Source organism: Niveispirillum sp. (assembly GCF_017996735.1).
In the GTDB taxonomy this organism is placed as follows: domain Bacteria; phylum Pseudomonadota; class Alphaproteobacteria; order Azospirillales; family Azospirillaceae; genus Niveispirillum.
In genome coordinates this window covers 1-25,676 of the sequence record NZ_JAGOGJ010000018.1, presented here as the reverse complement: position 1 = coordinate 25,676, position 25,676 = coordinate 1, and the positions used below count along the sequence as shown (strand labels likewise).

The 25,676-nt window shown below is 64.6% G+C and carries 17 protein-coding genes and 1 pseudogene; 5 read left to right on the top strand and 13 right to left on the bottom strand.

Annotated features, from left to right (window positions below; translation table 11 throughout):
• Nucleotides 1-14: 14 nt before the first annotated feature.
• The 5 genes from KBA48_RS08595 to KBA48_RS08575 all read right to left on the bottom strand — a co-directional run bounded on the left by KBA48_RS08595 (nucleotide 15) and on the right by KBA48_RS08575 (nucleotide 8,207).
• On the bottom strand, nucleotides 15-1,202 hold the full coding sequence (locus tag KBA48_RS08595) for a serpin family protein (protein ID WP_292905227.1): 1,188 nt from the start codon (nucleotides 1,200-1,202) through the stop codon (nucleotides 15-17).
• Nucleotides 1,203-1,215: 13 nt separating this feature from the next.
• Entirely contained in the window at nucleotides 1,216-2,760 is a 1,545-nt protein-coding gene (locus tag KBA48_RS08590; RefSeq protein WP_292905226.1) for a caspase family protein, read from the bottom strand.
• Complete coding sequence (locus KBA48_RS08585) at nucleotides 2,757-4,340, bottom strand: caspase family protein (protein ID WP_292905225.1); 1,584 nt, start codon at nucleotides 4,338-4,340, stop codon at nucleotides 2,757-2,759. Before KBA48_RS08585 ends, KBA48_RS08590 begins: the two co-directional genes overlap by 4 nt.
• Nucleotides 4,327-5,271: an OmpA family protein gene (locus KBA48_RS08580; RefSeq protein ID WP_292905224.1), complete on the bottom strand. Its 945-nt coding sequence runs from the start codon at nucleotides 5,269-5,271 to the stop codon at nucleotides 4,327-4,329. Before KBA48_RS08580 ends, KBA48_RS08585 begins: the two co-directional genes overlap by 14 nt.
• Nucleotides 5,272-5,336: 65 nt before the next feature.
• Nucleotides 5,337-8,207, bottom strand: coding sequence for a caspase family protein (locus tag KBA48_RS08575; RefSeq protein ID WP_292905223.1), 2,871 nt, complete (start codon nucleotides 8,205-8,207; stop codon nucleotides 5,337-5,339).
• Between the two features lie 263 nt (nucleotides 8,208-8,470).
• Between KBA48_RS08575 and KBA48_RS08570 the strand changes: the two genes are divergently transcribed.
• From KBA48_RS08570 to KBA48_RS08555, 4 genes are read left to right on the top strand one after another with little or no spacing between them, the layout of a single operon-like run.
• The gene (locus tag KBA48_RS08570; RefSeq protein ID WP_292905221.1) at nucleotides 8,471-9,223 is read left to right on the top strand and encodes a hypothetical protein; all 753 of its coding nucleotides are present in this window, start codon (nucleotides 8,471-8,473) and stop codon (nucleotides 9,221-9,223) included.
• Complete coding sequence (locus KBA48_RS08565) at nucleotides 9,220-10,695, top strand: serine/threonine-protein kinase (protein WP_292905219.1); 1,476 nt, start codon at nucleotides 9,220-9,222, stop codon at nucleotides 10,693-10,695. The genes KBA48_RS08570 and KBA48_RS08565 overlap by 4 nt, the downstream gene beginning before the upstream one ends.
• Complete coding sequence (locus tag KBA48_RS08560; RefSeq protein WP_292905217.1) at nucleotides 10,692-11,567, top strand: PP2C family serine/threonine-protein phosphatase; 876 nt, start codon at nucleotides 10,692-10,694, stop codon at nucleotides 11,565-11,567. Before KBA48_RS08565 ends, KBA48_RS08560 begins: the two co-directional genes overlap by 4 nt.
• 44 nt (nucleotides 11,568-11,611) lie before the next feature.
• A complete protein-coding gene (locus KBA48_RS08555) occupies nucleotides 11,612-13,465 on the top strand; it encodes a hypothetical protein (protein WP_292905215.1) in 1,854 nt (617 codons plus the stop codon).
• Between the two features lie 459 nt (nucleotides 13,466-13,924).
• Here KBA48_RS08555 and KBA48_RS08550 read toward each other — a convergent pair whose 3' ends face one another.
• From KBA48_RS08550 to KBA48_RS08520, 7 genes are all read right to left on the bottom strand, one after another.
• Entirely contained in the window at nucleotides 13,925-16,477 is a 2,553-nt protein-coding gene (locus KBA48_RS08550) for a penicillin-binding transpeptidase domain-containing protein (RefSeq protein ID WP_292905213.1), read from the bottom strand.
• 111 nt (nucleotides 16,478-16,588) lie between these two features.
• Nucleotides 16,589-17,578 (bottom strand): hypothetical protein, encoded by a 990-nt coding sequence (locus tag KBA48_RS08545; RefSeq protein WP_292905211.1) that lies wholly within the window; start codon nucleotides 17,576-17,578, stop codon nucleotides 16,589-16,591.
• 177 nt (nucleotides 17,579-17,755) lie between these two features.
• The gene (locus KBA48_RS08540; protein WP_292905209.1) at nucleotides 17,756-19,078 is read right to left on the bottom strand and encodes a caspase family protein; all 1,323 of its coding nucleotides are present in this window, start codon (nucleotides 19,076-19,078) and stop codon (nucleotides 17,756-17,758) included.
• A gap of 204 nt (nucleotides 19,079-19,282) precedes the next feature.
• Entirely contained in the window at nucleotides 19,283-20,425 is a 1,143-nt protein-coding gene (locus KBA48_RS08535) for a DUF4384 domain-containing protein (protein WP_292905207.1), read from the bottom strand.
• A 77-nt stretch (nucleotides 20,426-20,502) separates the two neighbouring features.
• Nucleotides 20,503-21,882, bottom strand: a complete 1,380-nt coding sequence (locus KBA48_RS08530) for a caspase family protein (RefSeq protein WP_292905205.1) — start codon at nucleotides 21,880-21,882, stop codon at nucleotides 20,503-20,505.
• Between the two features lie 37 nt (nucleotides 21,883-21,919).
• Nucleotides 21,920-22,999, bottom strand: coding sequence for a DUF4384 domain-containing protein (locus tag KBA48_RS08525; RefSeq protein ID WP_292905203.1), 1,080 nt, complete (start codon nucleotides 22,997-22,999; stop codon nucleotides 21,920-21,922).
• A 36-nt stretch (nucleotides 23,000-23,035) separates the two neighbouring features.
• Nucleotides 23,036-23,581: a DUF4384 domain-containing protein gene (locus KBA48_RS08520; protein ID WP_292905201.1), complete on the bottom strand. Its 546-nt coding sequence runs from the start codon at nucleotides 23,579-23,581 to the stop codon at nucleotides 23,036-23,038.
• A 729-nt stretch (nucleotides 23,582-24,310) separates the two neighbouring features.
• Between KBA48_RS08520 and KBA48_RS08515 the strand changes: the two genes are divergently transcribed.
• Nucleotides 24,311-25,321, top strand: a complete 1,011-nt coding sequence (locus KBA48_RS08515; protein WP_292905199.1) for a hypothetical protein — start codon at nucleotides 24,311-24,313, stop codon at nucleotides 25,319-25,321.
• 170 nt (nucleotides 25,322-25,491) lie between these two features.
• Here KBA48_RS08515 and KBA48_RS08510 read toward each other — a convergent pair.
• Nucleotides 25,492-25,676, bottom strand: a pseudogene (locus KBA48_RS08510) (glycosyltransferase); the annotation flags it as partial.

Sequence of the window (25,676 nt, the reverse complement as noted above, 5' to 3'; positions counted from 1 at the left end):
TTATGTCTTGATCCTCACGATTTCGGACTGTCCACCCGCCCCGCCGCCAGGATCAGGCCCGTGGCGCCGTCGCGCAAGAGGAACAGGAAAGGCCGGTCGAAGCGGATTTCGCGCACATCCTCCGACATGCCGCGGCTGGCGGCGATGGCGGTTGCGGCGGCCAGTTCGGTTCCTTTTTCATCCCAGGAAAGGGAGACGGCATGCACAGCGCGGCCCGGCGGCCAGGGACCACCCTTGAGCAGCCGCGACAGATCCAGCGGCCCCGCGATCAGGTCCGGCATGGCAGCGTCAGGGCCGGTCAGTTCCAGCCGCTGCGTCAGTTGCACCCGCGGCAATACCAGCAGGGCCGACATCCGGCCATAGGTGCTCCCGTCCATGAAGGCGGGGTCGGCCAGTGTCCCCTCTGGCGTCAGGAGGGCTGCTACCGGCGTACCGGCTGGCGGCAGCAGCAGCAGCAGGTTGTACCCGTTGCGGTACCCAAGGGAGACCCCGATTGTACCATCGCTGCCATCGCGGACGGCCAGCATCCTGTCCTCCCGCTGCATCATCTCCACCTCTGCCGCCAGTCCGGTGGCGTTGGTGAAGGGGGCGGGTCGGGTCTGCGACGTCTCGAAGGGGAACGACCAGTCATCCTTGAACAACAGCGCCGTTGCCAGAACCATGGGCGTATCCTCCGCCAGCCGGTCCAGCAGGGTGGGGATACGGCCGGCCGTAGCCTGCCTCACCCAGCCATTGATATCCTCCACCCCTTTCAGCGGTCTTGGCCCGCCATCGATCAGGGCCGCGAGGTCCTTGGGCGGACGGGCCACGGGCACGGCATCCGGCGCGTGCCAGAGAGCGGCGGTCTGAAGCAGCGGCGGGGCCGCGCCGTCTGCTGCGGGCGGGCGGGCCAGCGCCTTGTCCAGCGCCGCCAGGGCGACCGGCAACGCGGCGGGCCGCGCATCTGGGCCCAGAAGTCGGGCACGCAGTGCATCCGGCCCCGGCCCCTTGCCAGCCATGGAAAGGATGGCCAGGGCCCGCGACAGGTTGGCGGGAGAAACAGCGGCATTGCCGGTTCCCCGCTCCATCTCCCGGTCCAGAAGCGCCAACCCCGTGCGATTGGCATTCAGCACAAGGCCGGCCGTCGGGCTATCCGCCGCGCCCGCCGGGGGCGGAAGCAGCAGCAGGCCGGCGAGGCCAAAGATCGTCAGCAGGGATCGCATGATCTTCTCCGGGTCAGGGCTGGATGGTGTATCGCTTGTGCCCGGCGGCCCATTGGACGGCACGGTTTCCTGTCTCGTTTCCCGTCCAGGGCTGCATCAGACGGGTGATGGTGGCGCCCAGGAAGGCATCACGGTCGGCAACCTCCGCCACCACCCCCTGCTCACTCTTCGTGCGCCGGATATGGGCTTCCAGTTCGTCCAGCGGCACCCGGTCGCTGGTGACCAGGGCCAGGATGGAACCGGACCCGGCCTGATCGGCAGTCAGGATGAACTTGTCGTAAAGGTCGGGCACGACAAGGGCCTGGGCCTTGTCGATGCGGTCGTCGATATTCTGATCACGGCTGCGGACGTTGGGGAACAGGATGACAGTGTCGCCATCGTCGCGCAGGTCCAGCAGCAGGAGATGCCCCTTGACCGGGCTTCTGGCACAGACGAGCAGTTCGTCCCCCACCCGCAATGCCGCATCCTTGCAATTATCTCCGTCGGCCAGACCGATCCCCACCTCCACCTTCGCGGCGATGGACGGGGCCATCTGGTCCAGCGTGGCCTGGACCGGGTTGTTGTCCCGCGCCAGGGTGATGACATCGCGGGCCATGATGTCGGGCGGCCCCTCCAACGTGGGGGTAAGAGCGTTGCGGCAGGAATATTTAAGGCAATATTCCTCCGACTGCTGGCGCACATAGGCCAGAAGCTCGGCATGGCTGACCTTGCCATTGCGGCTTTTGTCCGCCGACAGCTTCTCAATTCCCCGCAAGAAGGCGTTGGTAAAGACACCGCCCGACGGGGGCTGTGTCGACTGGTCGACATGGGCCAGTTGCGTCGCCGATACCGCCGTCCAGGTAATGACATTGGTGGCGCCGTCGCCCATGCCTTCACGGTCCTTGCGCACCTCCTGATAGATATCGCGACTGACCGGATCGGGAATGGCCGAACGGGTACTGGCCTCGGCCGTGATGAAGGGGGAGCGCACGGCAGCCCCGTCTCCATCATCCAATGAACGGGTCATGGTCCCGGAATGACAACTATCGACGATGACGATGAACTGCCGGTCGGACGCCCCCATTATCCGCAGACGCAGGTCGTCGTCACGGATGAAGGAGCCGACAGCTTCTCTGCCACTGACCTCTGTGTCGTAAGTGACCAGAATCTCGTCACGCGCGTCATTGGGATCACCATTGGGCCCCGACTTCTCATCGCCATCCTGGTCGGCGACATGATGTCCGTGACCGGAAAAATAGAGCAGCAGCCGCTCTCCCGGTCGCGACGGCGCGATCAGGAACTGGTCGATACTGTTCAGGATACTCTTGGCCGTGGCCTGATCATTCAACAGCACGCGGACATGATCGGGCTTCATGCCCAGCTTCTCCACGGCGAAGCGCTGCATATGCTCTGCATCCTGACGCGAGCCCTGCAGCTTCAGCCGGGGATTGGCATAATCGTCGATACCGATGATCAGAGCCCGCCCCCCCGTGGCGGACGGTTCGACCGCGACAGCCGGCGGTACCACCATCGGAAGCGCCGCAAGAGCCAGGAGTGGGACAATGCGGAGTGCTTTCATGGCGCCTTCCCTTCCCGTGACACGATGACCTGCTGACCGATCCGTCCGTCCTTCACCGTTTTCAGCCAGGCCGTCGCCGCCCTCAGCGCCGCCCAGGGCTCCGCCTTGCCATCCAATTCCGCCAAGCGCGTCATCAGGGGGCCGGGATCGCCGCGCCCGGCCACGATGATGACATTGTCCGCGCCAAAGGGCGGGGTCACGGGGGACGGCCCCAGATCGAACCGGCCCTGGGGGCCGGTGCCACCCGGCACGGAGCCATGCCAGACCGGCTGCACCGTTCCGTCACCCGCAAGGTTGAACACGACCAGCGACAAGCCGTCGACGCCGCCGATGCTGAAACGGACCTCGTCGCCCCGATGATATTCGCCCCTGGCAGGGGTGATTTGAAAGTCGAGGGGTGGCGTCACCGGTTGCTGGTTCAGCCAGGTCAGCGCCTGATGTTTCTGAATCAGTCCTGGCAGTCCCGCTTCGCCGATATTGGTGGCCGCGACATGGCCTCGTCCATCCACGGCCTCCCGGCGCGCGGCATCCCAGATAAGGTCGGCCCGGCCCTCGCCAGCGATGCGGAGCCCCGGCGTGCCGGCCAGAACGGGGCGAAGCTTCTCCGCCGCCACACCTGTGACACGCAGCGTGACCTCGGGCCGCTGGTCGGGCTGCGGCACGGTCCCCGCCGCCCGGGTAACGACGGGCAGGACGGGGCTGTCATATTGCGACCTGGGCTCGACATCGGGATTCTGGATCTGCGCGCCGAAATTCGAAACACGGGTGCGCAGGTAAAGGGTCAGTTCCTCATGCGTGATGAAGGGGCTGTCGCCTTTCTTGGCGGCACCGCCCGTCAATGCCTCCACAAAGGCAACGGACAAGGCGCCGTGCTGCTTGCCATTATGCGGGATCTCGGGAACCTTCTCATCCGGCTGGCTGGCCGAGTAGAAAAAGACATTCTCCGGCAGCGGCCCCTCCGGCGGCAGGGTCTTGCCGTTCCAGGGATCATTGGCACTGGGCTGCCCCTCGCCGCCATAGCGGAAATTCACCCCGGCCTCCGGGCTGAGGCTGCGGTACATGTTGCCGCTATGGCAACTATCGATGACCAGGATAACACGCAGCTTGCGGGTGCTGGCCTTCAGGATCAGATCGTAGATCTCATCATCCAGGATACGCTCGCGCTGGCCGGGATTGCCTTCCTTGTCGATATAGCCACCCAGTTGCAGCAACTGGTCCTTGCCCTTTTTCTCCGACCCTTTCACACGCTCAGGCTGCTGTTGTCCATGCCCGGCATAGGTGAAAACCAGCGTGTCGCCGGGCTGCGCCGTTTCGATGATGTGGTTCCAGCCGCCAAGGATGGCGTCGCGGCTGGCCTCACCATTACGCAGAAGGGTCACCTTGGCGCCAAGGCCCCGCATGGCGTTGGCGATGGCGTCTGCATCGTTGACCGCACCTTCCAGGTTGCGGCCCTGCGCATATTTGTCGATACCCACGACAAGCGCGTGGATATCGGCCGCCCAGGCAGGACCCGCCGGTGCCAGGCCAAGCGTCAGCAGCGCAATGGGCAGTGCGCGGCGAAGGGTATCATGAACACGCATTGGCCATCACCTTCGCTTCGTTGCCGGTGTTGCGCAGATATTCGACGCGGCGGTTCTGGGCCTTGATCTGGTCTGGTGTGTAGCGCTGGCTGTTACGGATCACCGCCGGCTGGCGCTCGCCCTTGGCCACGATGCGCACCTCGCCCGTGAAGCCATATTCCTTCAGACGCTTGCGGGCCTCTTCAAGCCGGTCACGCGACAGCTTGCAATTATAGGCATCCTCGCCATCGCTGTCGGTGTGGCCGCTCAGCACCACGGCCGTCTTTCCCTGGGCCTTCAGGATTTCGGCCATGTCCTGGGCAGCGCGCAGACCGTCCGGGGTCATCTGGGCGGAGTCATATTCGAAACGGATGGGTACCGCGACATCCCCCACGACCACACCCCGCACATTGTCGGCCCACAGGCCGCCGGGTTCTCCGGCGCGATCCTTGACCGGCGTGAGATAGCCTTCGGCCAGTTGCCGGCTCTCCTTGGCGCGTTCGATCAGGTCATTGATCACGCTATCGGCAGGAGCGGCAGGCGTGCTGTCCTCGTCCCCGATGATGGTCAACGCCGTTTCAAAGGCGCGGGCCGCCTCGGCATTGCGGTTCATGTCGCTGTACAGTTCGCCCAGCCGTCCATAAAGCTGCCAGACCTGCCGGTTGCGGCGGGCGCCTTCCTCCAGCATCGTCACCGCCTGGGCGGGCGGAAGGCTGCGGGAAACCTCCAGCGAGGAGACGGCAACCATGCGGCTGATCTCCACAATATCCTCAGGCGTGCAGCGGACCGTGGCCATGGCGGCCATGTGACCGCGCTTCAGCGCCTCCACATCACCGGCCCGGCGGGCGGCCTCTGCCTCCTGCATCGGGGGACAGGCGTGGGCCAAAGGCGGCACGGCCCAGGGGATGGCAGCCAGGGAGAGGAGGAACAGGAGGCGGCGCTGCAATGTCATCGTCGAACCTCAGATCAGCGTTGGGCGGGACTGTCACTCTGTCGGGATGGTTGCCGGCACCCGGATCAGCGGGGCAGGGCGACGGGGATGTTGGGGATGGCGTCGGGGCGCTGCATGACGGGATGCTGCTGCCCATCTGTCAGTTCCTTCACCCGCTTCGTCAACCACAGGTCCAGTTCGGACAGGGTGATGCCGGGCGTGCCATCCACCTCCGCCTTGCCGGACAGACCCTCCAGCAGCGCCTCGGTAAAGGCACCGTTGGCCCAGCGGCTATCCTCAACGGAGAGTTCCTTGCCGCTGGAACTGGAGAACATGACGACGCCGCCATCGGCATCGGCCAGTTCGGCGATCAGCTTTGACAGGTCGACCGTGCCCCGTGTCTGCCGCCCGGTCCCGACCGCGGCGGCGTGGCAGGTGTCCATGAACATCAACACCTTGCCCGACAGCCGTTCCAGCGCATCGCTGATCTCCCGCTTGGGCAGGGCGGTCCGGCGCAGGCTGTCGGGGTCAGCGTTGCGCGGCAGGTACCAATAGTCACCCCGCAGGTCCGTCATCCCGTGCCCGGCCATGAAAATGATGGCCACGTCGCGGCTGGTCACGTTTTTGACCAGCCAGTCCAGCCCGTCCAGCACGGCATCCTTGTCGACATCGGCCAGGACCTTTACCTCAACCCTGGCATAAAGCCCGCCTTCCTGCGCCTTCAGCGCCTTGCCGATGTCGCTTGCATCCTTGGCTGCATAGCCCAGCTTCAGTTCAGGCTTGTCATAGGCCGAGGTGCCGACGGCCAGGACATAGAGCGTGGGCAGGGTGGGATCGACCGCCGGCCGCCCCGTCCAGCGCAGCGCCACGCTGGCCACCGGCCCCGCCCCGTCCGCACTCTCCGCCACCAAAGACAAGGTGACGTCGCGGGTGGGCAGGGTGACGGGCAGGCTGAATTCCTGGTCGGTCGCCTGCACGGCGCCCAGCCCGCGTGTTGGCCCCACCGGGCGGCCATCCACCAGCAGCCTGACCCCCGTCACCGGCTTGCCCGACGGGGAGCGTACGCGGTAGCGCACGGTGACGATGGGTTGCGCGAAGGAACCGCCACTGGCGGGGCTGACAAATTCCGCAATGGGCGGCAGGCTGGCCCGCAGGTCCGATGCCGCCGCAACCGGCGCCGCCTGCCGGCCCGCCGCCGCATTGGCCTGGCGCAGCGCCTCCGCCTCGTCCAGGGTGCGCAGGACGGCCTCCACCACATCGGGCCGGTTGAACCGCTCCCGGAACCGCCCGGCCGGATAAAAATCCGCCGCCTGATCCATGCCATTATTGACATGCCAGCCGATCAGCTCCTCCCCCCCCGGCCCCGCCATGTAATAGCCTGACGGCGTCCAGGCCACCCAGCGCCGACCATCCACATGCACAAAGGCCGCCAGCACCTCCACCAGATCGCTGGCCCGGTGCCAGCGGATGGTGCCATCCCCATAGGCCGCCACCAGCAGCCGCCCGTCCGACGTGGCATTCACGCCCCAGGCGGTGCCCGGCGCGGACCTTTCGGCCCGTTGCTGGCCGGTCTGGTCGAACAGGCGGAGGCTCCAGTCGGCGCCCAACACAAAGCCCTTGGCGTCCGGCAGCATGGCGAGGGACCGGGCCGTTTCATATTGCTGAAGCGCAAGGGGCTTGGCGTTCAGCGTCGGGTTGTCGTCATTGACCCATCCCGCCACCGTCAGCCCCGGCGCCTCCGTTCGGGCCGGGGTAAGGCCAGTGCCGGTGCCGGCCGGGCTCAGCGCCCGCGCCGACAGATCCAGCAGCAGCGGCTTGCCACCGCCAATCTCCTGCCCGAAGCGGACCCGGCTGCCATCGGCGGCAACCGTGAAGGCATCTCCCAGCTTGTCCCGCATGTCGATGCTGGGCGAGGTCTTCCAGGGCCGTTTTTTGCCCGAGGGTTCCAGCCGGCCCCAGGCGGGGTCACCTGCTGCCGCCAGCAACCCGCCATCGGGCAGCAGTGCCAGGTCCATGATGCTGGTCGATGAGAGGGGCAGGTCGCGGTACGCCCCACGCCCCCCGGCCGACCAGCGGCGGACGGGGTTATCTCCCCCGACATCCCAGCTGCCACCCGCCACCAGATCGCCGCCCCACCAGGCCACGCTGACCAGATTGCCATTGTTGATGCCGGTCAGGTCGGGGCGGAAGGACAAGGCACCATCGGCCGCCGACAGGACCTCCACCACCAGTTTGTCATCATAACCCACAGCCAACTTCGTGCCGTCGGGCGAAAAGGCAATGCCAGCGGGCCGTTCCCCTCCTTTAGCCTTCACCCGCCAGCGCCGGACAAGATCGGGACCATAAAGCCGGATGTCACCATCATTACTGGTCGCCGCCAGCCGCCCATCCGCCGCCCAGGACAGGCCAAGGGCCTTCCCGCCATATTCCGTATCGGCCAGGACCTGTGCCCAGGTGCCGCCCATCCGCCAGACGCGGATGCCGTTACTCCCTCCAATGCCCACCGCCAGATGGCGGCCGTCGGGGGAGAAGGCGAGGTCTTGGACCACATTGGGCAACCCCGTCAGTCGCTGCCGCAACCGCCCGCTGGCCCGGTCGAACAGGTAGATTGTATTCCCGGTTTGGGAACCCAGCTTTGTCCACCCCCCCGCCGCAACCAGCGCGCCATCGGCCGACAGCGCCACGGCAAAGAGCTTGCCCTCATCCCCCGGCCCGATGGGCGGGCGCAGCACACGCAGCAGGTCGCCGCTGGCCATGTCCCACACCCGCACGCTCTTGTCATCCGATGCGGTCACGGCCACGCGCCCCGCCGCATCCGTGGCAATACGCTTGATCATGGCCGTATGCATCCCGGCCTCGATCCGCAATTGCGGTTCCGTCGGCACCTGGGCAACCGCCCCCGGCGCCACGGTCACCAGCGCAAGGCACAGGATCAGCGTGAACAGTCGGAACATCATTCCCCCCAGGATGGTTGCCCGGCCGCGAACCCACCCATTGGTGTGTTCAATTCCCCAAATGGGAGAATACTGATCCGCCGGTATCATCGCCAGCACTTCCAGCGCGCGATGGTTGAATTGCACCCGAACGGCCCCCGTTTCGCGGCCCCTTGCCGCCCCTGTTTTCCTGTCGGGATGGTTGGCCGGCAGGGGGCGGCCGGCAACCATCCCGATCCGGTTTTCGGGTCCGACAGGGCCATGAAAACGAAACGGGGGCGCGCCACATGCTTGATGAAGAACCAAACCCGGCCGGCACACGCCACGCGTCCCGCCTGATCGGGCTGGCCGCCCTTGCCGCCACGCTGCTGGCGCTGCTGATCCTGCCGCTGCTGGAACAATTCGGCCTGCGGACGGGCGGGCGGGCCGCCGAGGTGGCGCTGCCGTTCGAAGCGGACGCCATGGACCTTGATCCCGGCGCCCGGTCGCTGGGTACGGCCCGCCAGCAACAGGTCTGGCAGGGGCTGGAAAGGGTTCTGGAACAGGTTCACCATCTGTCCGACCGTCCCGGCCTGATGCTGGTCTGGGTGGCTGGCGGTGACCCCGACCGCGCCCGGCTGCGCGCCGCCGCCGCGACGCAGGCGATGCACAACCTGCTGTCCGACCGTGGCGAAAGGATCACCGATGCCGACCGCCATGGCCGGTACCTGTCCCTGGATGGGCCTGTAGACACCGACCATCTGCGTCTGGCGCTTCAGACCGTGCCCGCAGAAGACCCGTCGCCTGGCCCCTGCGGCAACAGCGTCACCATCGCGGACCCCAGCCTGGTGGGCGGGGTGCGTAATCCGGAAAGCCCGTTGCCCGTGATGCAGACAAAGGCAGCGACGCTCACGGTCGGTGTCGGAACCCGTGTCGCCATTGCCGGCGGCGTAGCGCGGACCGTCGGTGCCCTGCCACTGACCCTGACCAGCAAGGACATTCCCGGCGCCGCGGCAGACTGCGTCATCACCCTGAACCCCCGTGCGGAGGCCCGTTCATGAGCAACAAATCCATCGTCGACAGTCTCCCCCTGTCCAGCATCCGCACCAGCCAGCCGGCAGCCCAGCGGCTGCCTGTCGGTCACGTTCTGGCCGGGCGCTACCGGATCACCGGGTATCTTGGACATGGCGGTTTCGGCCAGACCTACCGTGCGTGGGACCTGAAGCTGGAACGGGATGTTGCCATCAAGGAAATCTTTCCGCTCGATCAGGTCTACCGGGCGGCGGATGGCAGCGTCCGGCCCCAGTCGCCCGACAATGCCAGCGTGCTGGTCCGGGCCCGGACCAAGGCACGCGACGAAGCAAAACGCCTGGCCGCCCTTGAACATAACGGCATCCCCAATACCGCCCGCATCCATGACATCCTCGAGGATCAGAACAATACCGATTACATCGTCATGGAGTTCATCGACGGTGACACGCTGGACGTATGGGCGAAGAAGCAGGAAACCCGGTTGGATGCCGATACCGTGCTGGACGTGCTTCGCCAATTGGTGGAGGCGCTCGACGCCCTGCACGCCCGCGGCATCATCCATGCCGATGTGAAGCCCCAGAATGTCATCATCAATGCCAAGACCAAAAAACCCGTCCTGATTGATTTCGGCACTGCCCGGCATGTCAGCATGAGGGTGTCACGCCATGTAAAGTCCGCCGGATATACGGCGCCTGAGATCTCCAGCCTGCCCAACCTGAACGTCGCCTTGGACGTCTATTCGCTTGGCGCGACGCTTTACCATCTGATGACGCGCGACGACCCGGCCTTCGGGACTGAGGTCTCGAAGCGCCTGAACCGGCTGACAGCCTGGCCCCTGGCATTGCGCAGGGGCGTGGCGATGGCGATGTCGCTGGAACCGTCCCAGCGGCCGGCCACCGTCCGCGCCCTGCTGGCCATTTGCAGCGGCGTTACCGACGTGGCGACGCCCGGCGTACGACCGGAACCGGCAAACCGCGACACGGCCGGCAAACCCACACCCGTGGTGGCACGGCCAGGTCCGGCTGAATGGGTGACAGCATCGTCGCTGTCGGCCTTTGGCACCCTGGTGCTGCTGGCGCGCGCACAATTCCTGCCGCCGGACTGGAGCGGTCCGGCCCTGACCCTTGCCCCTATGCTGCTGGCCCCGGCCCTGCCTGGGCTGTTCCGGCGTCACCCGCTGGCAGTGCCGGCACTGGCCGCCGCAGCCCTGACCAACCACACCGGCAGTTGGACCCTGCTGCTGCCGGATGGGATGGCCGGTGCTGTCGCGGCCCTTCTGATGATGCTTTGGTGGCTGCTGTTCCTGCAACCCAACCGCTGGCGCGACACGCCCTGGTCGGTCTGGGGCGTATCGCTGGCGGGCGTGACCGCTGCGGGCCTGTCCTGGGCGGGTGCCGGGCTGGCGGAAGCCGGCGGTGTGCTGACAGCGGCCTGCTTCATGCTGGCCGGCGTCGCCCTGCCGGGTAGCGGTCGCCAGCGCGCCCAGGCGGTGCCGTCATGACCCGCCCCCTGCCCTTCATCCCTTGTGCCGCCGGCAGCCTATGCGGCGATCGAAACGAGCAGCAGGATCGCACGCTGACCCTGTCGCTTCGTGACCGTTCCGGCCTGCTGCTGGCCGTCGCCGACGGCATGGGCGGGTTGCCCTGCGGCGGCTGGGCGGCGGAAACCGTCCTGGAAGCCCTGGCCCGGAGTGTTCTGGCACAGCGGAACGCCGCCCATCACCCTGCCGCAACCTTGCAAAAGGCTATCGCTGACGCCCAGGAGACGCTGCTGTGCCTCAATCGTGAGGCGGGGATCTGGTCCGGCACGACCATCGCCGCCGTGCTGATCACGCACCGCTGGATTGCCATGGCCCATGTGGGCGACAGCCGCATCTATGCCTTCCGTGGTCCCCACCTGCTCTATCGGAGCCAGGATCATTCAGAGGTGGGCGAGATGGTACGGATGGGGCTGCTGTCCCGCGTCGAGGCCACGGCCCATCCCCGTCGCAACATCCTGCGCCATTGTCTGGGGCTGGATCGTCCAGTGGAACCGCGCGTCGCCCTGTGGCCGCGCGCCCTGGTGGGACGGTTGCTGCTGGCCAGCGACGGGGTCTGGACCGCCTGGGACCGGGGTAGCCTGGACCCAGGCTACCCGCCGCCCGGCGGTCTTCAAGAGACTTTGCGTCTGGCCGTGGCCGATGCCGGGCCTGGCGCCGACAATGCCAGCCTGGTGGAGGCAGACCTGGCCCCCGGGCGGCCGCGACGCGCGATGGCCCGGCCCCGCCCCGGCACGCGGGAGGCACCTTTCTGGCTGCGCCCGCTGGACAGGCTGATCGGCCTCTATCGCCGCCTGTTCGCCGAGCCCACCGGCTGGCAACCATCCCGAGATTGATATCAGCCGCTTCCCGGCTCCACCCCCCGACAAGGAGCATCGCCATGGATACCCATATTCCCTTCAGCAAAGGTGCGGTCCTCACCGGGCAGCGCAGCGTGACCGTCGAAGAGCCCAGCCTTTCCTCCCGCCAGCGCCGGACCCGTGACACAACCCGCGCCGTCATCCAGGAGGCGCGCCCCTGGCTGCGCCTGACCCAGCTTTCCGAAGACAACCCGGTACGGATGGCGGCCCAGATGTGGCGCCGGCCCTTCCCCCTGCTTCAGCATCCGGACAAGGTGACCACCGCGAGCGACCGGCACCCGGCACCCTCCGCCCGGGGAGAACGGCTGGACCGCTGGCTCCGCCGCGTCATGGACAAGCAGTTGAAAGGCCGCCCCCGCGATACGCCCGTGCATCTTCTTGTTCATGTCAGCATCTCTCTGGAAGAAAAGGCCAGCATCATCGGCTTCGATCATCTTCAGCAGTTCCACGATGTGCTGGTCGCCAAGGTAAGGGCCGCCTATGGACGGAACAGGCCGGTCGAGATCATCATGGAGCCCACCGACGAGTTGTCGTCAGGAGAAGTGCTGGTGATGGCGGGTCCCGCCATCTTCGCCCCCAGCCCCCATCAGCAGCCCCGTCAGACGGTGGAGGTGGTGTTCGAGCGCCGGGGCGTGCGCGAACCGGCCATCAAGCCGGTCTGGTCCATGCTGAGCAATGCCGAAGCCGAAGCAGCCGGCGTGCGGGACAAGCCCGCCGGCCTCTATGACGGGCAGACCCTGCTGGTCCTGGGCGGCAGCATCCGCGAAAGCGTGGTGAACGTGCCGGGCTGGCCGTGGCGCGACGGGCTGGCCTGCCTCAATGTGAAAAGCCGGCGCTGCTTTGGCGACGGGGTCATCCTGCAGGCCGATGACGACAGGATGCCCGTCCCCGACAGCGATGGTGTAACCGAGATGCGCTTCCACCGTGTGGCTACACCCGGGCATGTACCCCCCGATGAAGCGGTAATCGTGCGGCTGTTGCCGGTGGAGCCGGCGCGTCCGCGCCCGCGCGTCACGCCGGAACCGGCACCAACGCCAAAGGAAGTGATGACCCCGCGGGAGCCGGTCTGGGGCGGACGGTCCCCTTTGCAGCCGCCCCGGTCACTGGGCTCTATCCTTGATACTGTGGATCGGGCCATGAATAACCAGTCTATCTCCTCGGGCCCCCCAATTGCCGCCGACACGGACAGCCGCCTTGTTGTTGTCGGTGCCCTGCTGCCCCGCCTGCGCAACGGTGAGCAATTGCCGGAAAGTTTCTCCATCTATCCCGGAAAGCTGCTGGGCCGCAGGGACTGCATGGCAAAATTGTGCCTATCGGGCTGCTGCGGTGAAGATCAAGTCAAGCGTCAGAACAACCCCGCGGAGGATTTTCTGCCTATACAGCCGGGCGAGGGACCTCTGGGCGAGGGGTTGCCCCCTCTCCTGCCGGCGCCGACGGCGATCAGCCATGTCTGTCTGGCCTGGATCCCGTTGGAAGGTACAAAGGCGGAACGCGTGCTGTATCTGAGCAACGGCTCTGACCAGACCGTGGGTCGCTATGATGAAACACCGGAAGAATGCCCAGACCGGGGCCTGAGCCTGCTGGGCCATGAGGTGGCCACCGTCGCCTTCGCCGCCGGAGAGCCGGTTGGTCTCGACCTGTTCCGCATGCATCGCCGGCACCTGCGGGCCACGCCGTCGGCCGACGGGTTGAAACTAGCCCTGATGCTGGCTGCAACCGCGCCCGTTCATGTGCTGAGCGAGGACCGGTCCACCTTGCTGGCCACCCTGGCTCCCAATGGTACCCGCGAGGTGATCATGAAGCCGGGCACCTATCTGGCGATCGGTCCCTATCTCCTGCAATACCGTGCAGATGGGGACCGCACGATCCGCTGACGGGGGGCGGCGGATCGGAAAAGGGCCCGGCGGAAACGCCGGGCCCTTTTTGTTGCGACGGCGGATGGCATCTCCACAAAGGCAGGCAGTAGATCCCCGCGGGATTTAAATAGTCATTGAACGGACCCAGCGTCCCTTTCTGCCAGAGCTGGAAAGGGGTGCGGTCAGGCATGCGGGACTCTTAAAGGTGACGGCATTCAGGGCGTCGCCCGCATCCGATGTCCGTCCTCCACCGGCATATTCATCGAATGTTGTCAGGCGACGGTGCCGCAGTGCTGCGACGCTTAGGAAGGGGCGTGCCCCGACGCAATAGCGGGGAGTAGCCAGCGGCAGCGACGGATACCGTATGCGGCGCAAGCGAAGCCAATGGGGGCCAGCGGCCCGGCACTTGAGATTTAAAAAATAAGCAGCATGGATCGGTCTCGATCCATGCTGCTGGAATAGTTTCGCCGCCGAAACTCACGGCAGGTTGCTGCCCTCGCCGCTGAAGGGGATGTTCAGAAACGACCCCAAGGATGCCTGGCGCCAGTCGGCCTGGGGAGAGGCCACCCCTTCCAGCATGCGGGCCACCAGGGGAGCACAGACGCTGCCACCTGTGCTGTGGGCGCCATGGTTTCCTGTCGCCATGCAGGAAAAAGCGATGGCGCGTCGACGGGCCGGTGTGGCGCCCAAGGCCAGTGCATCAAAGGCCTGCGGTTCGGCCCAGCCGATAAACCAGGCCGTGGTCCCCTCCACGCCGCTGCGGCTGACCTGGGCGCTGCCGGTCTTGCCGAACACATGACAGACAGCACCGGTGAAGCGTGCGGACCAACCACCGAAAGCCTGCGGACCGGCAGCCGTTCCCGTCTCCGTGACGGCCTTCATGCCGGCCTGAAGCGGCGCGAGATCGAAACCCAGAGGCTCACCCGCTTTCGGCGGGTCCAGGGATCGGTCACCGGAGCCAGACACAAGGTAAGGGCGCATAGGTCGGCCACGTGCGGCCACCTGAGCCAGCATCGCACCGTGCAGCGCCGTGTAATGGCAGCGCTGACCAATATAGCATTGCGCGGTGGCATCCACCGCTCCCTGGCCCTTGAAGCCGGGTTCACGACGGGCGATGGTGGCTATGTCCATGCTGGCAGCCTGCGCATCCAGACGCGAGCGCATGCCGCCCGCCTGCGCACTCTGCGCGGCGCCAGAAAGACTGAAGGGGGTCAGCAATCCAATCCGATCAGCCATGGCGACCAGCCGCGACACAGGCGGAGCCAGCGACTGTCCTTCCTGAAGGCGGCGTGAAGCGCGGTCATAGCGCAGGGCATCACTCCCATCCAGTAACTCGGCCGCGCGAATGAAAAAGGTGTTCACGCTGTCACGCAGCGCCTCCAAAAGGCCAACGCCATTCGAACGGACAGGATCGGCCTGGCATTGGGCGGAGCGCTGCGGCTTGCTCAGGCTCATACCCAGCGTCATACGCCAGCTACCGGACTCATTGAGGGCCAGGTTCTTCACCGGCTGGCTCTGCCCCGGCATACCATATGCCGTACCAGTCAAACGCAGATTGAGACAAGGGAAGCTGCCATCGGCGCGGGGGGCGCAGCCCGTGATCATGGCCTGGATCGCCGGGTCCTCCGCATTGTCCAGCAGGACCATGCTGTCCAGTACCTTGTTGGTTGACCCGGGGCCGGTCCTCACCCCCTTGCCCTGCCATGCGGCCGGCGTCAGTAGATCACGGTCGGCCGGTAATGCCGCAAGCCGCTGCAGGTCCCAGGGGTGGGCATCGGCAGGCAGAAAGGGCCATTGCGCGGCCCCCACGATGGCGCCGGTTTCAACGTCGATGGCCGTCAGAACGGCCTGATCTGGATGGGCCGCCGCGCCCCCCATTTCCGGCGGCAGGTCCAGAGTCTCCAATGCCTTGATCATGGCCACCTGGACATGGCTGTCAATGGTAAGGGTGGCCGGCAGGCCCGACGTCAATCGTGGATCAGAGGCCAATGCCAATGGCAGGTTTCGCGCATCCTCGGGACCGATACCGGTGATAGGCAGAAGACCCAACACCCGCGCCTGCTCCGTCGGCATGCCATCGGCCTGCGTCAGGGCGACGCCATCGGAGGTGGAAATCGGGCCCACGGGCATGGTCGCCGGTCCCATGCGCTCGGCCGGGGTCGTCGGCGCCTCACGCCAACTGATTTTGTTCCCCTCCAGCCGCAGGTTCAGGCCCGGTACATAGAGATCGGGATTGCGAAGGGGCTCCAGGACGATCGTGACCTCCCGTTCCTGCTCCATTGGGGGCAGGTAGACCCGGGCGCCCTGCAGGTCGTGGTCTCCACAAGGCGTACCCATGCAGCGCGGTTCAATACGCAGGGGCACCGGATCGACCGCCACTACCCGGCCCACCACCTCGATCACCCGCTCACCAGCGCCAGCCGGTAGCCTTGTGCGGAAGCGCGCTTTCTGGCCATCAACGGCGAAGGTGACCCAATCGGTCATGCCGCGTGCCAGCGGCTGGGTCACAAATCCGATCTCTTCCGGCAGGACGGCCTTTGCAAGGCGACGCGGCGGACGATCCTCGCCGTCCAGGGCGGCCATACTCCAACCGCTGGCGGCCTGCGGCTGTTGAAACGAAAAGGCCTGCCCCGACAACCGGTCGTCGCGAAGGGCCACGATGGCACGTGTACGGTTGTGCAGTTCGACCTGTCGCAGCAGATAGGTGCCGGACATGGATCCATAAAGCCGCCGCACGGCCTCATCCTCATCCCCATCACGTGCAACAGAATGTTCCGGTCCGCTGGTCAGGCGCATGGCAGCGCGGATCAGCGCATGGTCGGGCGACGGCAGATGGATGCGTGCGCCGTCGATACGCACAAGACCCAGTTTGATCAGGTCGCGCATCAGATCCGCATAGTCTGTCCGATCCGGATCGACCTTTTCCTGCCGGGACTGAATCTCAGACACCCGCGACAGCATGCCCAACCCGGCACCGGCCGCAGCCAACACCACCAGCGTCGTGCCCAACAGACCACTGCGATACCCCATGATAACCCCTCCGGATGGCGTTCACCTCTCCATAGGGTCGGGATGGTGGGCGGACCGGTCAGGGGCCGAAAAGAGGAGGATAGTCAAACCATCCCCCTCCTTGGTCCCGCCTCAGTTTGCGGTGTTGTTGTTGGCCAGACGCTCGCGCGCCCGCTTCACGGCGTCGCCGATATCCTTGTCAGGGCGATCTTGCAGCGCCTCGGCCTTTTTGTAGAACTCCAGGGCCTTGGGCAGATCGTCTTGCACCTCGGCACAGACGCCGAGATTATATTGCAGGGCGGAGCTTTGCGCGTTGGCACCGGCCGACAGATCAAGCCAGCGTCCACAAGCCTGCTCCACCTGACCGGCCTTGGCAAATTCGCCCGCACCCTTGAAGCGGGACTTGACATCAGGCGCCAGGTCCGGCGCCTCAAATTTGAAGGTGACACTGACCTTCGTAACATAGGGGGCGACATGACGACGGACGCGCTCCGCCAGGCGGAGACGCGTCGCCGCGGTCAGCGCGTCGGGCGTCCAGACGTCCGGCACAGCATTGGCATCAGCCGCTGGCTTTTTCTTACCACCGAAAAGTGACCCCAGCGCTCCGATGGACGCCCCGAGGGATTTCTCGATACCGGAAACCTCATCATAGTTGGAGGTCTGTACCTCACCCTCACAGCCGTCGTAATAGGCCTGTTCTGTCAGGTTATCGGAATAGACGATCTTGCTGGACTTCACGTCGACAACCTGCGGGGCTACCGCATAGTCCAGGACCACCTTCTCGCACATCACCGTGTAATTTTGTTCCTGCTTGCACTTTTTCAGGAACCCGCCGCTTTCAAGGCATCTCGTTCTTTGTTCCTGACGCTTCTGCGGTACGATCCGGGCGATGGTGACCGTGCCGACATAGACCGCCTGCACGCCCAACTGCTCCCCCAGCTTCACGGCCGCCGCGAGTTCATCCTTGCCCAATGACCGGGTATTGGCCGTAACGCCCTGCAAGGTCTTGACCTCGAAATAGGGAACACCATCGACCTTGGCGGATTGCAGACTGCCCAGCAGCACATCACCAAAAACCTCACCATCCGTGCCCTTGAAGGGCAACACAGTAACCGTCTTCAATTGAGATGCTGCAACGGATTTCGGCTGAACGACTGCTTCATAGGTAATTGGCTTTGCCATCACCTGGCAAGCCATGAGGGACAACCCCGCACTAATTGCCAAAACCATCACTTTGCGTGACATTTTTCCCCCTCATGATTTCCAGAAAACTGCCAGTGATCAGAAATTAAAACCGGTCTACCGCGCCCGCACCGAAACAGATTCGGTTGCGTTTCCACGTTTCACGAGAAGATTTATTCTTTTCTTCTCAAGAATAGCATTTTCTAGCACAGTACGTGGCGTCTTGCCAGGCTCCGGATCGGCGTAATTGACCTTCAGGATCACATCCCCCAGGAACAGACTGCCCAGCACCGGCGACCGATTGGTGATGCTATCGATCTTGAAGGCACCCGTCCCGTCGCCAAGTGGCGAGACCTGAATGCCCAGCGCTTCGATATACTCACCCGCCGCTGTGCCCGACGGCGCCGGCAAGGACGGGGCGGGCGCGGGAACAGCCGGCTTCGGCACGGGTCGGAAGCTGGATACTTGTATATCCGCGAAATCCCGGCACATACCGTTGGGAAACCGGCGCAGATAGAGTTCGAACGGTTCCGCCGTCCTGGCGTCCTGCAGGCTCCGGCACGCCATCTCATCAGGCGAGATAGCGACAGGCGGCGGAGGAACGTAACTGGGCGTTGGCGGCGCCTTCGCGGCAGCCAGATTCAGGTAGATCGGGTCAAGCGACTGGTCATAAATGGCCGGGGTCTGGTTATGCGATGCCTGCTCCCGCGCCACACTATTAACCGTGCGCCGCGCTGCCTTGACCGCTTCGTCAAGGGTACGGCCGGGCACCTGCAGTTCCGGCAACAGGTAGCGCATGAAAACGCTGGTGGGTTCCCGGTCGGCATCGTTCAACCGGTCGAGGGCCAGTTCCCCCGCCCCTGCGGAATAGGCGATATAGGTGCGGTCCCGGGGCGCGATCTGGCCCAACCCTCGGCTTCCAACCAGAGAGCGGCTTTTCGACTTTTTGAACGGATTTTCACGACAGGCATCCACGATCAGGACGGTGGACCGGGCCCCCGCCTCCTTGATCTGCGCCACCAGATCGTCAATATCGAACCCATCGCTTCGCAACACCAGTTGCGCCGACTGTTCCTGCCGCGTGGTGATATCCGGGAAATCCGCAGCCAGCAGCTTGTTCTGCCCCGCAACCTCCACCCCGTGCCCGGAAAAGTGCATCAACGCAACATCGGCATCCGCCGCCTCGACCAGAAACTGGGCGAACGCATCCCGCAGCTTCTCGCGGTCCGGATCCAGGAGTTTGGAAACCTTGAAGCCGAATTCCGGCCGGGCCAGCAGCGCCGAAAAGGCGTCCGCATCGGCACGGGCCTTCTGCAGATGGTTGAGGTTCGTATAGTCGTTGATGCCGACAATCAGCGCCACCCGCTTTTCGGCGAGGGCGGGCGACGCCGTCAGGAAAAAAGGAAGGAGTAGAAACGCGATAAATGACTTGGGCAGCATCAAGACGTCCCCCTCGCCTATATGCTTGAAGTCGGATGAGATTATCACCAAAAGATTAATTCTCACCAGGAATCTGAATCAAAAAGTGTATTTCTTTTGATTCAGACATTCATACTGATGTATGCAAAATCCGATGGATATCGAGCAATCCCGGCGTCGGGTTTGGTTCCCTCCGCTACCGCGATCGCGGAGGGAACCAGACCATCAGGGCAGGATCTGGAAAGAGACCGCCGCATGGCCGACCCCGGATGTCGAACCGGCCATGACCGTCGCCAGATCCTTCACCACCAGCGAACTGTCCCCCAGTGACATGAACGGCGTCCGCGTGAAATCATAGGCTGATCCCAGTAGCGGCTCCGGTGTCGGCCGGCAGATGGCGACCAGCGCCTCCGTACCCGCCGGGCCAGCAGCGCGGAAATCGAAAGCGGCACCAGCCGCCGGCACGCTGACCGTCTGGCCGGCCCGCAGCAGGGTCTGCGGCTGGAAGCGGTTGGGGAAGACCACCGTCACCTTTCCGGATGTGCCGGCATCCAGCAGGGTCAGATGGCAGTCGCGGTCACTACCTACCGTGACGCGGACATTCTCCCCCAACCGGTAACGCGGCCGGTCCGTCGTCAGGCGCAGGGCAAAAGACCCGGCGGGCGGTGCCACCTGCAACAAGCCAGACGCCGGTGTCGCAGCCGCCACGGGCATCGGCTTGCTCTCCTGCGGCTTTGGCTCGGCGATCCGAAAGATCTTCGTATATTGAGCCCACTGCCCTTTCTTGTCGCTCAAGACGGATTTCAGGTCTCCGGCCAGTTGCTCGGGCGTCCCCGCAACCGACTTGAACGGCCCGGCATCGCTCAACTGCCCAGGCTTGAACAGGGCGATCGGGGAACTGGTGGCAATGATCTTGAGGACATTGGTGCCCACAGGCGGCGAAACCTTGAACCGGAACGGCGCGTCCCGCCCGGGCAGCACCATCACCTTGCCGGCTTTCACGAAACCGTCAGGCTGGTGCTGATTGGGAAACACCACATGCATCTGGCCAGAGCTGCCCACATCCAGAACGGTGACATGGGCATCCTTGCTGGTTTTCACATAAAGGGTCAGGTCATCGCCCGTGCGATAGACATTATCCTCATGATCCACCCAGGCCGTCACCGCAAGATCCGCGGCAGGGGCAGCCAGGGTGGCGACGGGCCGCTGAACTGGTGTCAGGTCTCTGACGCCGGGTTCACCGGCCACTGCTTGTGCGGGCACCGGTGGGGGTGTGGCCGGGATCGAACTGCCGAGATCCGCCAGGGCCGGTAAGGCCAGCGCCGAGGCGACCAGCAGGAACGGAAGCGCACGGTTGGGGACGGCCATCGGATTCTCCTTGCCAGGGCAGACCTCCCCCCATGGGGGAGGCGCCGTTTTCAGCTCATCCATCCTGTCGGGATGGTTCAGCGCAGGCTCACACCGTCCAGAATGGTGCGATCACCCGCCAGACTGGGTTGCTGCTGGCGGCGGCTGCGTTCGTAGGTCGCGGCCCGGGCCTGGTCATAGGATTGCCCCAGGTTGCCCGTCTGGCCGGACGACCAGGATTTTAGCAAAGCCACCGTGAACAAGCCCCCCTCCGGCCCTTCCAACGCGGCCTGTGCCTCCTCCGCTGCAGCGATCACCACACCACGAATGCCATCGGTCATGGCCTTGGCGGTTGTCTCCGGCTCTTCTCCGAACGCCGACTTGGCGGTCGCAGCCGGCGCCCGGTCAGCCTCCCAGACGTCAGCATCGAAGGACTTTGCCTTGGCCCCGGTCGGGGTGCCTGCGATGCTTTTGTGCAGGCCACCAGAATGACATGTATCCAGCACCGCGATCAGGTTCCGGGCCCGGATGGCACGCGACCAGATGGCGAATTCGTCGTCCGATACCAGGATGTCACGGCTGATGCGGCTTGCCCCTTCGACGTCCTGGGTGACGAACATTTCGTCAAGGCCGTCGCTTTCATCACCATTATCGTCCTTCATCGTGTAGCCGTGACCAGAAAAGAAGATGAAAACCAGATCGTCTGGTCCCGCATTGCGGGCAAGCCACGCCATATTGTCGCGGAACTGATCCTTGCTGGTGTTCCGTGTCAGACGGACATTGGCAGCCGGGACAGCGAACAGGCGGCTGGCCGCGTCGACAAAGCGCGAGGCGTCGTAATTGGTTTTGGTGAGGCCCTGTGTATCGGCCCCCATGGAGATGATCCAGGTCTTGCGGGCCGGTGCAGCCGGCGCCGGGGGCGGCGGGGGCGGCGCCGGAGGGGCCACGGGGCCGCTCTGCGGCACGATCTCGTAGCTGACCTTGGCGGTGGCCCACCGGCTCGGGGCCTCGCGCTGGACCACCATCAGGTCCTTTGAAATGCCGCTGACATCGGCATAGCTCAGTTGTTTGGGCTGGGTGTCGGCGCTTTCAGTAAACAGGAGATAGGTCTCCTCCAGGCCCGGCGGCCCCCCGACCTTGAAACGATAGGCATCGGTGGCGGCGCCGGCGCAGGTCTCGCGCCCGGCTTCCATCTCGTGGGGAGCCGCGTCCGCAGTGAAGGGGTGAATACGGGCCACGCGCCCCGAGGTGCCGATATTCCACAGGCTGGTATAGCCGCTCCGGCTGGATGTGAAGCAGATCTTGACGTCGTCCCCGACCCGCAGCACCCGGCTGCTGATCTTGATATCCAGACGGACAGTGGGGCTGGTATTGCTGGGCAGGACATTGATGTCCTTGGTCTGGGCCCCGGCTGTGGTGGTGCCCAGCAGGGCAGCGGCAAGGAAGGCGGCTTTCAGGGCCGTGATGCGTCGGGCCATGGATATCCCCTTTTTTTCTGGCGTGACGGCGGACGGTTCAGGGCTTCAGGACAAAAGGCAGTTGCGATTCCGTGTAGAGATGACCGGGCAATGCGAATATCCGGCTCATATCCTCGTTGGCAAAAAGCATGGGGTAATGGGTCGGGATCACGCGCAGCGGCTCTCCCCGGAACGACAGGCCATCGGGCTGCTGCCGGCTGGTGTTGGATGGGTAGAGCGTCATGACCGCACGGAAGCTCTGGGGCCCGGCGGGACCGTCCAGGGTCAGGTGGCCGCTTGCCGGAAAGCGATATATCCGCCCCGCCTCCACAAAGTTTTCCGGCATCTGCCGGGTGGGGAAGGCGCGTTCCACGCCACCACCGGCATCGAAATGATATAGGCTGACATAACCGCTATGGCTGGCCTGCCAGTAGATGACAAGCTTGGAGCGGAGAGTGACGGTGCCGCCGTCGCTGTTATCCATCCAAAGGCGCAGGACCGGCTTTACCGGACCCAGGCGCGGGGCAGCAGCGGCAGATGTGGCGGTGGCCGGTGCGGATGGCACCGCCACCGGGGCCCCCAAGGGCAAATGACGGGCCAGGAAGGTGCGGAAACCCGCCACGGCCTTGTCACGCTGGGCCGGCAGCACACGGAAACTCTCCCGTACCGGCGCCTTCCCCTCGCGCTGCACCTCCAATGTCACAGGCAAGTGGTGCCCCCCGCCCTGCCCTGCCATCACACCAGACAGGGAAAGACGCACGGTGGCGCGGGCCGGCAGGGGCTCCGCCACCAGATTTTTGGCCATACCGGCGACCGGCGGCGGTACCGTAACCTCGGTCAACAGCGCCACGCCCGTGGCATTGCCCAGAATGTCACGCACCGCTCCCTCGACAAAAAGGGCCAGATCAGCGGGCGTTGCCTCTCCGGCTGGGGCACCCGCGCTCGGGGCGGTGGGCACCAGTTCCAGCCGTACCGGCTCTGCTGCCTTGGCCAGCGGCGCGCCCGACGGCGGGGCTTGGACGATGCCCGCCGTGCTTTCCATGGGCGGCAGTTGGACAAGGCTTCCGAATGCCGGCAGCGCCGCAACGGACATAGCCATCAACAAGGCCGCAAGAGAGACGGGATAAGGGTGTTTCATGCTAGGGCTCCCGGATTGCTGGCGTTCTGGTGAAGGTCAGCGGCGGACAAGAACGTCCACCGCCAGGATGTCTCGGCTCCAGCCATCAACGGGCTGACGCTCCAGTATTGAGCGCAGCCGCGTCGCAACCTGTTCCGGCGTCTGGACCGTAGCGGCGGGGGGACGGCGTCCGGGGGGCAGAACACCGGCATTGAATGGAGAGCGTGTAACGACCAGCACAATCTGGTCCCGGCCGGCGGGGGCCTGCGCCCGCAATTCGAACCCGTCCTGAATCGAAGGGTAGGAACGGGGCACACGGGCCGCCAGGGGCAGGTTCTCGGCCAGCACTTGCACATCCCCCGATTGGCGCAGATTATAAAGATGCGCGTAACCGTCCAGGGCAGAGAGCAGAACAAACTGCATGCCCTCCCCTTCGACCAGGGGTTGGGGTTGAGGGGTGGTCAGTGAAACCTTGAACGGGTCGGCGGGATTGCTTGGCAGGATCGGGCCGGCCGCAATCTGCTGCTTTCCAGCGCAGCCTGCGAGGCCGAGTACAAGCATGAGGGCAAGTCCCCAGGACATGGTGCGGATGATCGTGGACATGGTCGCTGTCCCCTTGTCGGGTGAAGTGGATCTTCCTTCTTGTCGGGATGGTTACCGGCAGCAGGTGCCGGGCACAGCGCCAGCTCGAAGCGACCGCGACAGCCGCTCGTGGAAATGAAGCCGTTTTGGTGCGAACGACCAACGGCACCGGGCGCAATATCAGCGTATATGGCCCGAACATCACCCCCCACAGGATCAACTTGAGACCATGAAATAGCTATAAGGTGTTATAGGTACATATAATACACAATATCCCAAGCATCCCAGAGCAATTTTCTGCGTTTTCAGGCTAATTTTCAGAATCATACAACCAAAGAGGACTATCAGCAGGATTGCAAGCGGATTCAGATATCGGATGTCAGGTGGTGTTCCCACACCAGTCTGTTAAGCAGACGGATCATGTCCGGTGCCATGGATATGGCGTGCCGGTCATCGGTTTCCGCCAGCCCCATCATGCCTATCAGCGGTCCACGCGCTTGCGCTCAATGGCGTGCCCCATGACGGGGCATCTTCTGGAACTGCTTGTTGATCAGATACATGCGAGTGAGGCTCAGCGGGCTTTCGGTGCTGGCCGTGATACAGCCCAAACCGTTTGAAAGCCGGCCCAAATCCGCCGCACCACCGTTGGATGTTGAATGGCCACGCCAGGGGCGATAGCGTGGCGCGTTCTTATGGGCATTGGATTGCGCGCTGGACGCGGACCGCGAAATTGCCCTCTATGGAGGAAAAATGGATCGGCGGCCCTTTCTGCGCATTGTCGAAATCCATGGCATATCGTGGGTCCTGGCGGCCTTGCTGGGGGCCATCGCCCAGTTTCGCATGATCGCCACCATCATGGGGGGCGGGTACGGGGATTCCATCGCCGCCGCGCAAGGGGTGGTGGCGGGCACGCCGCACTGGCTGGTCTATCAAAGCCGCGTACTGGGGCCATGGATGGTGCAATTGCTGTCCGGCCCCGTCGGCAGCTTCCAGGCCGCCCACGTCCTTTATACTATCGGCCTGTATTTCCTGACCGGACTGGCAATGCTGGTGACCGTATACCGGTTCCATGGTGCAAAGGCTGCGTGGATAGGCTTTCTGTGTTTCCATGTCCTGTGCATGTTCCTCATCAACAGGCGTTGGCATTACATCTGGGACAGCGGTGAATTGCTGTCATTTACGCTGTTTTGCTATTTTGTTCTGGCCGGCAAGGATTGGCGTTGGATGACAGGGTTGTTCTGCGTGTCGATCCTGAACCGCGAAAGCGCCTTCTTCATCGCCGCCTGGATGATCCTATACCCCTTGCTGACTGCTGCGCTGGACCGTGCCCGTCCCCGCCTGCCGATGCTGCTGGCGGGGCTGGCCTGTCTGGTGGGTGGGGTGGCGCTGGTACAGGGTCTGCGCGCCGCGCTGTTGAAACAGGAGATCGGGCCCGACCTGTTCGGAATGCCGGAAATGGCGGGGCGTAGCTTCCACCCGCATGTTCAGGACAATATAGCCTATCTGGCCGACGCGTTCCTGCAACCGACGCTGGAATTCAATATCCTGATCGTGGTTCTGCTGCTGGGTCCGCTGGTATTGACATGGCTGCTGGCCCGCCGGTTCGGTCGCCGCTATCTGGGCCTGGGGCTGGCCCACGGCTTGATCGTGCTATCCCTGCCCATTGTCGGTGTGCTGCCGGAAACCCGGGTATTGTTCGATCTGGTTCCCTTCATGGCCATTGGCTTCGCTGCCCTGGTGCAGGAGGAACAGCCGGGCTGAGCCCGGTCAGTCGCCGGACGGCGGCAGCCATCCGGGCAGGAACTTGAACTCTGCCCGGTGGCTTGGGTCTGCCAGATTCACGGTGGAGGGCCTCGTTGCGATTCCACCTGAACCTGACAAAGCCTAAAGGTTACCCATCCCCAACCTGGCCATCCTGTGCCCGCGTTTGTTCATGAGCGTTTGCCTGTTGGTGCGGCTTTGCGGAGGTCGGCCAGGGCTTTGGCCATTGTCTGTACCAGCCCCGTCCAGTCGCCCCAGGATGGCTGCCGAAACAGGCGTACCGATGGGTACCAGGGTGTGTCGTGGCGGTTCAGCAGCCAGCGCCAGTCGGGCAAGTAGGGCAGCATCACCCAGG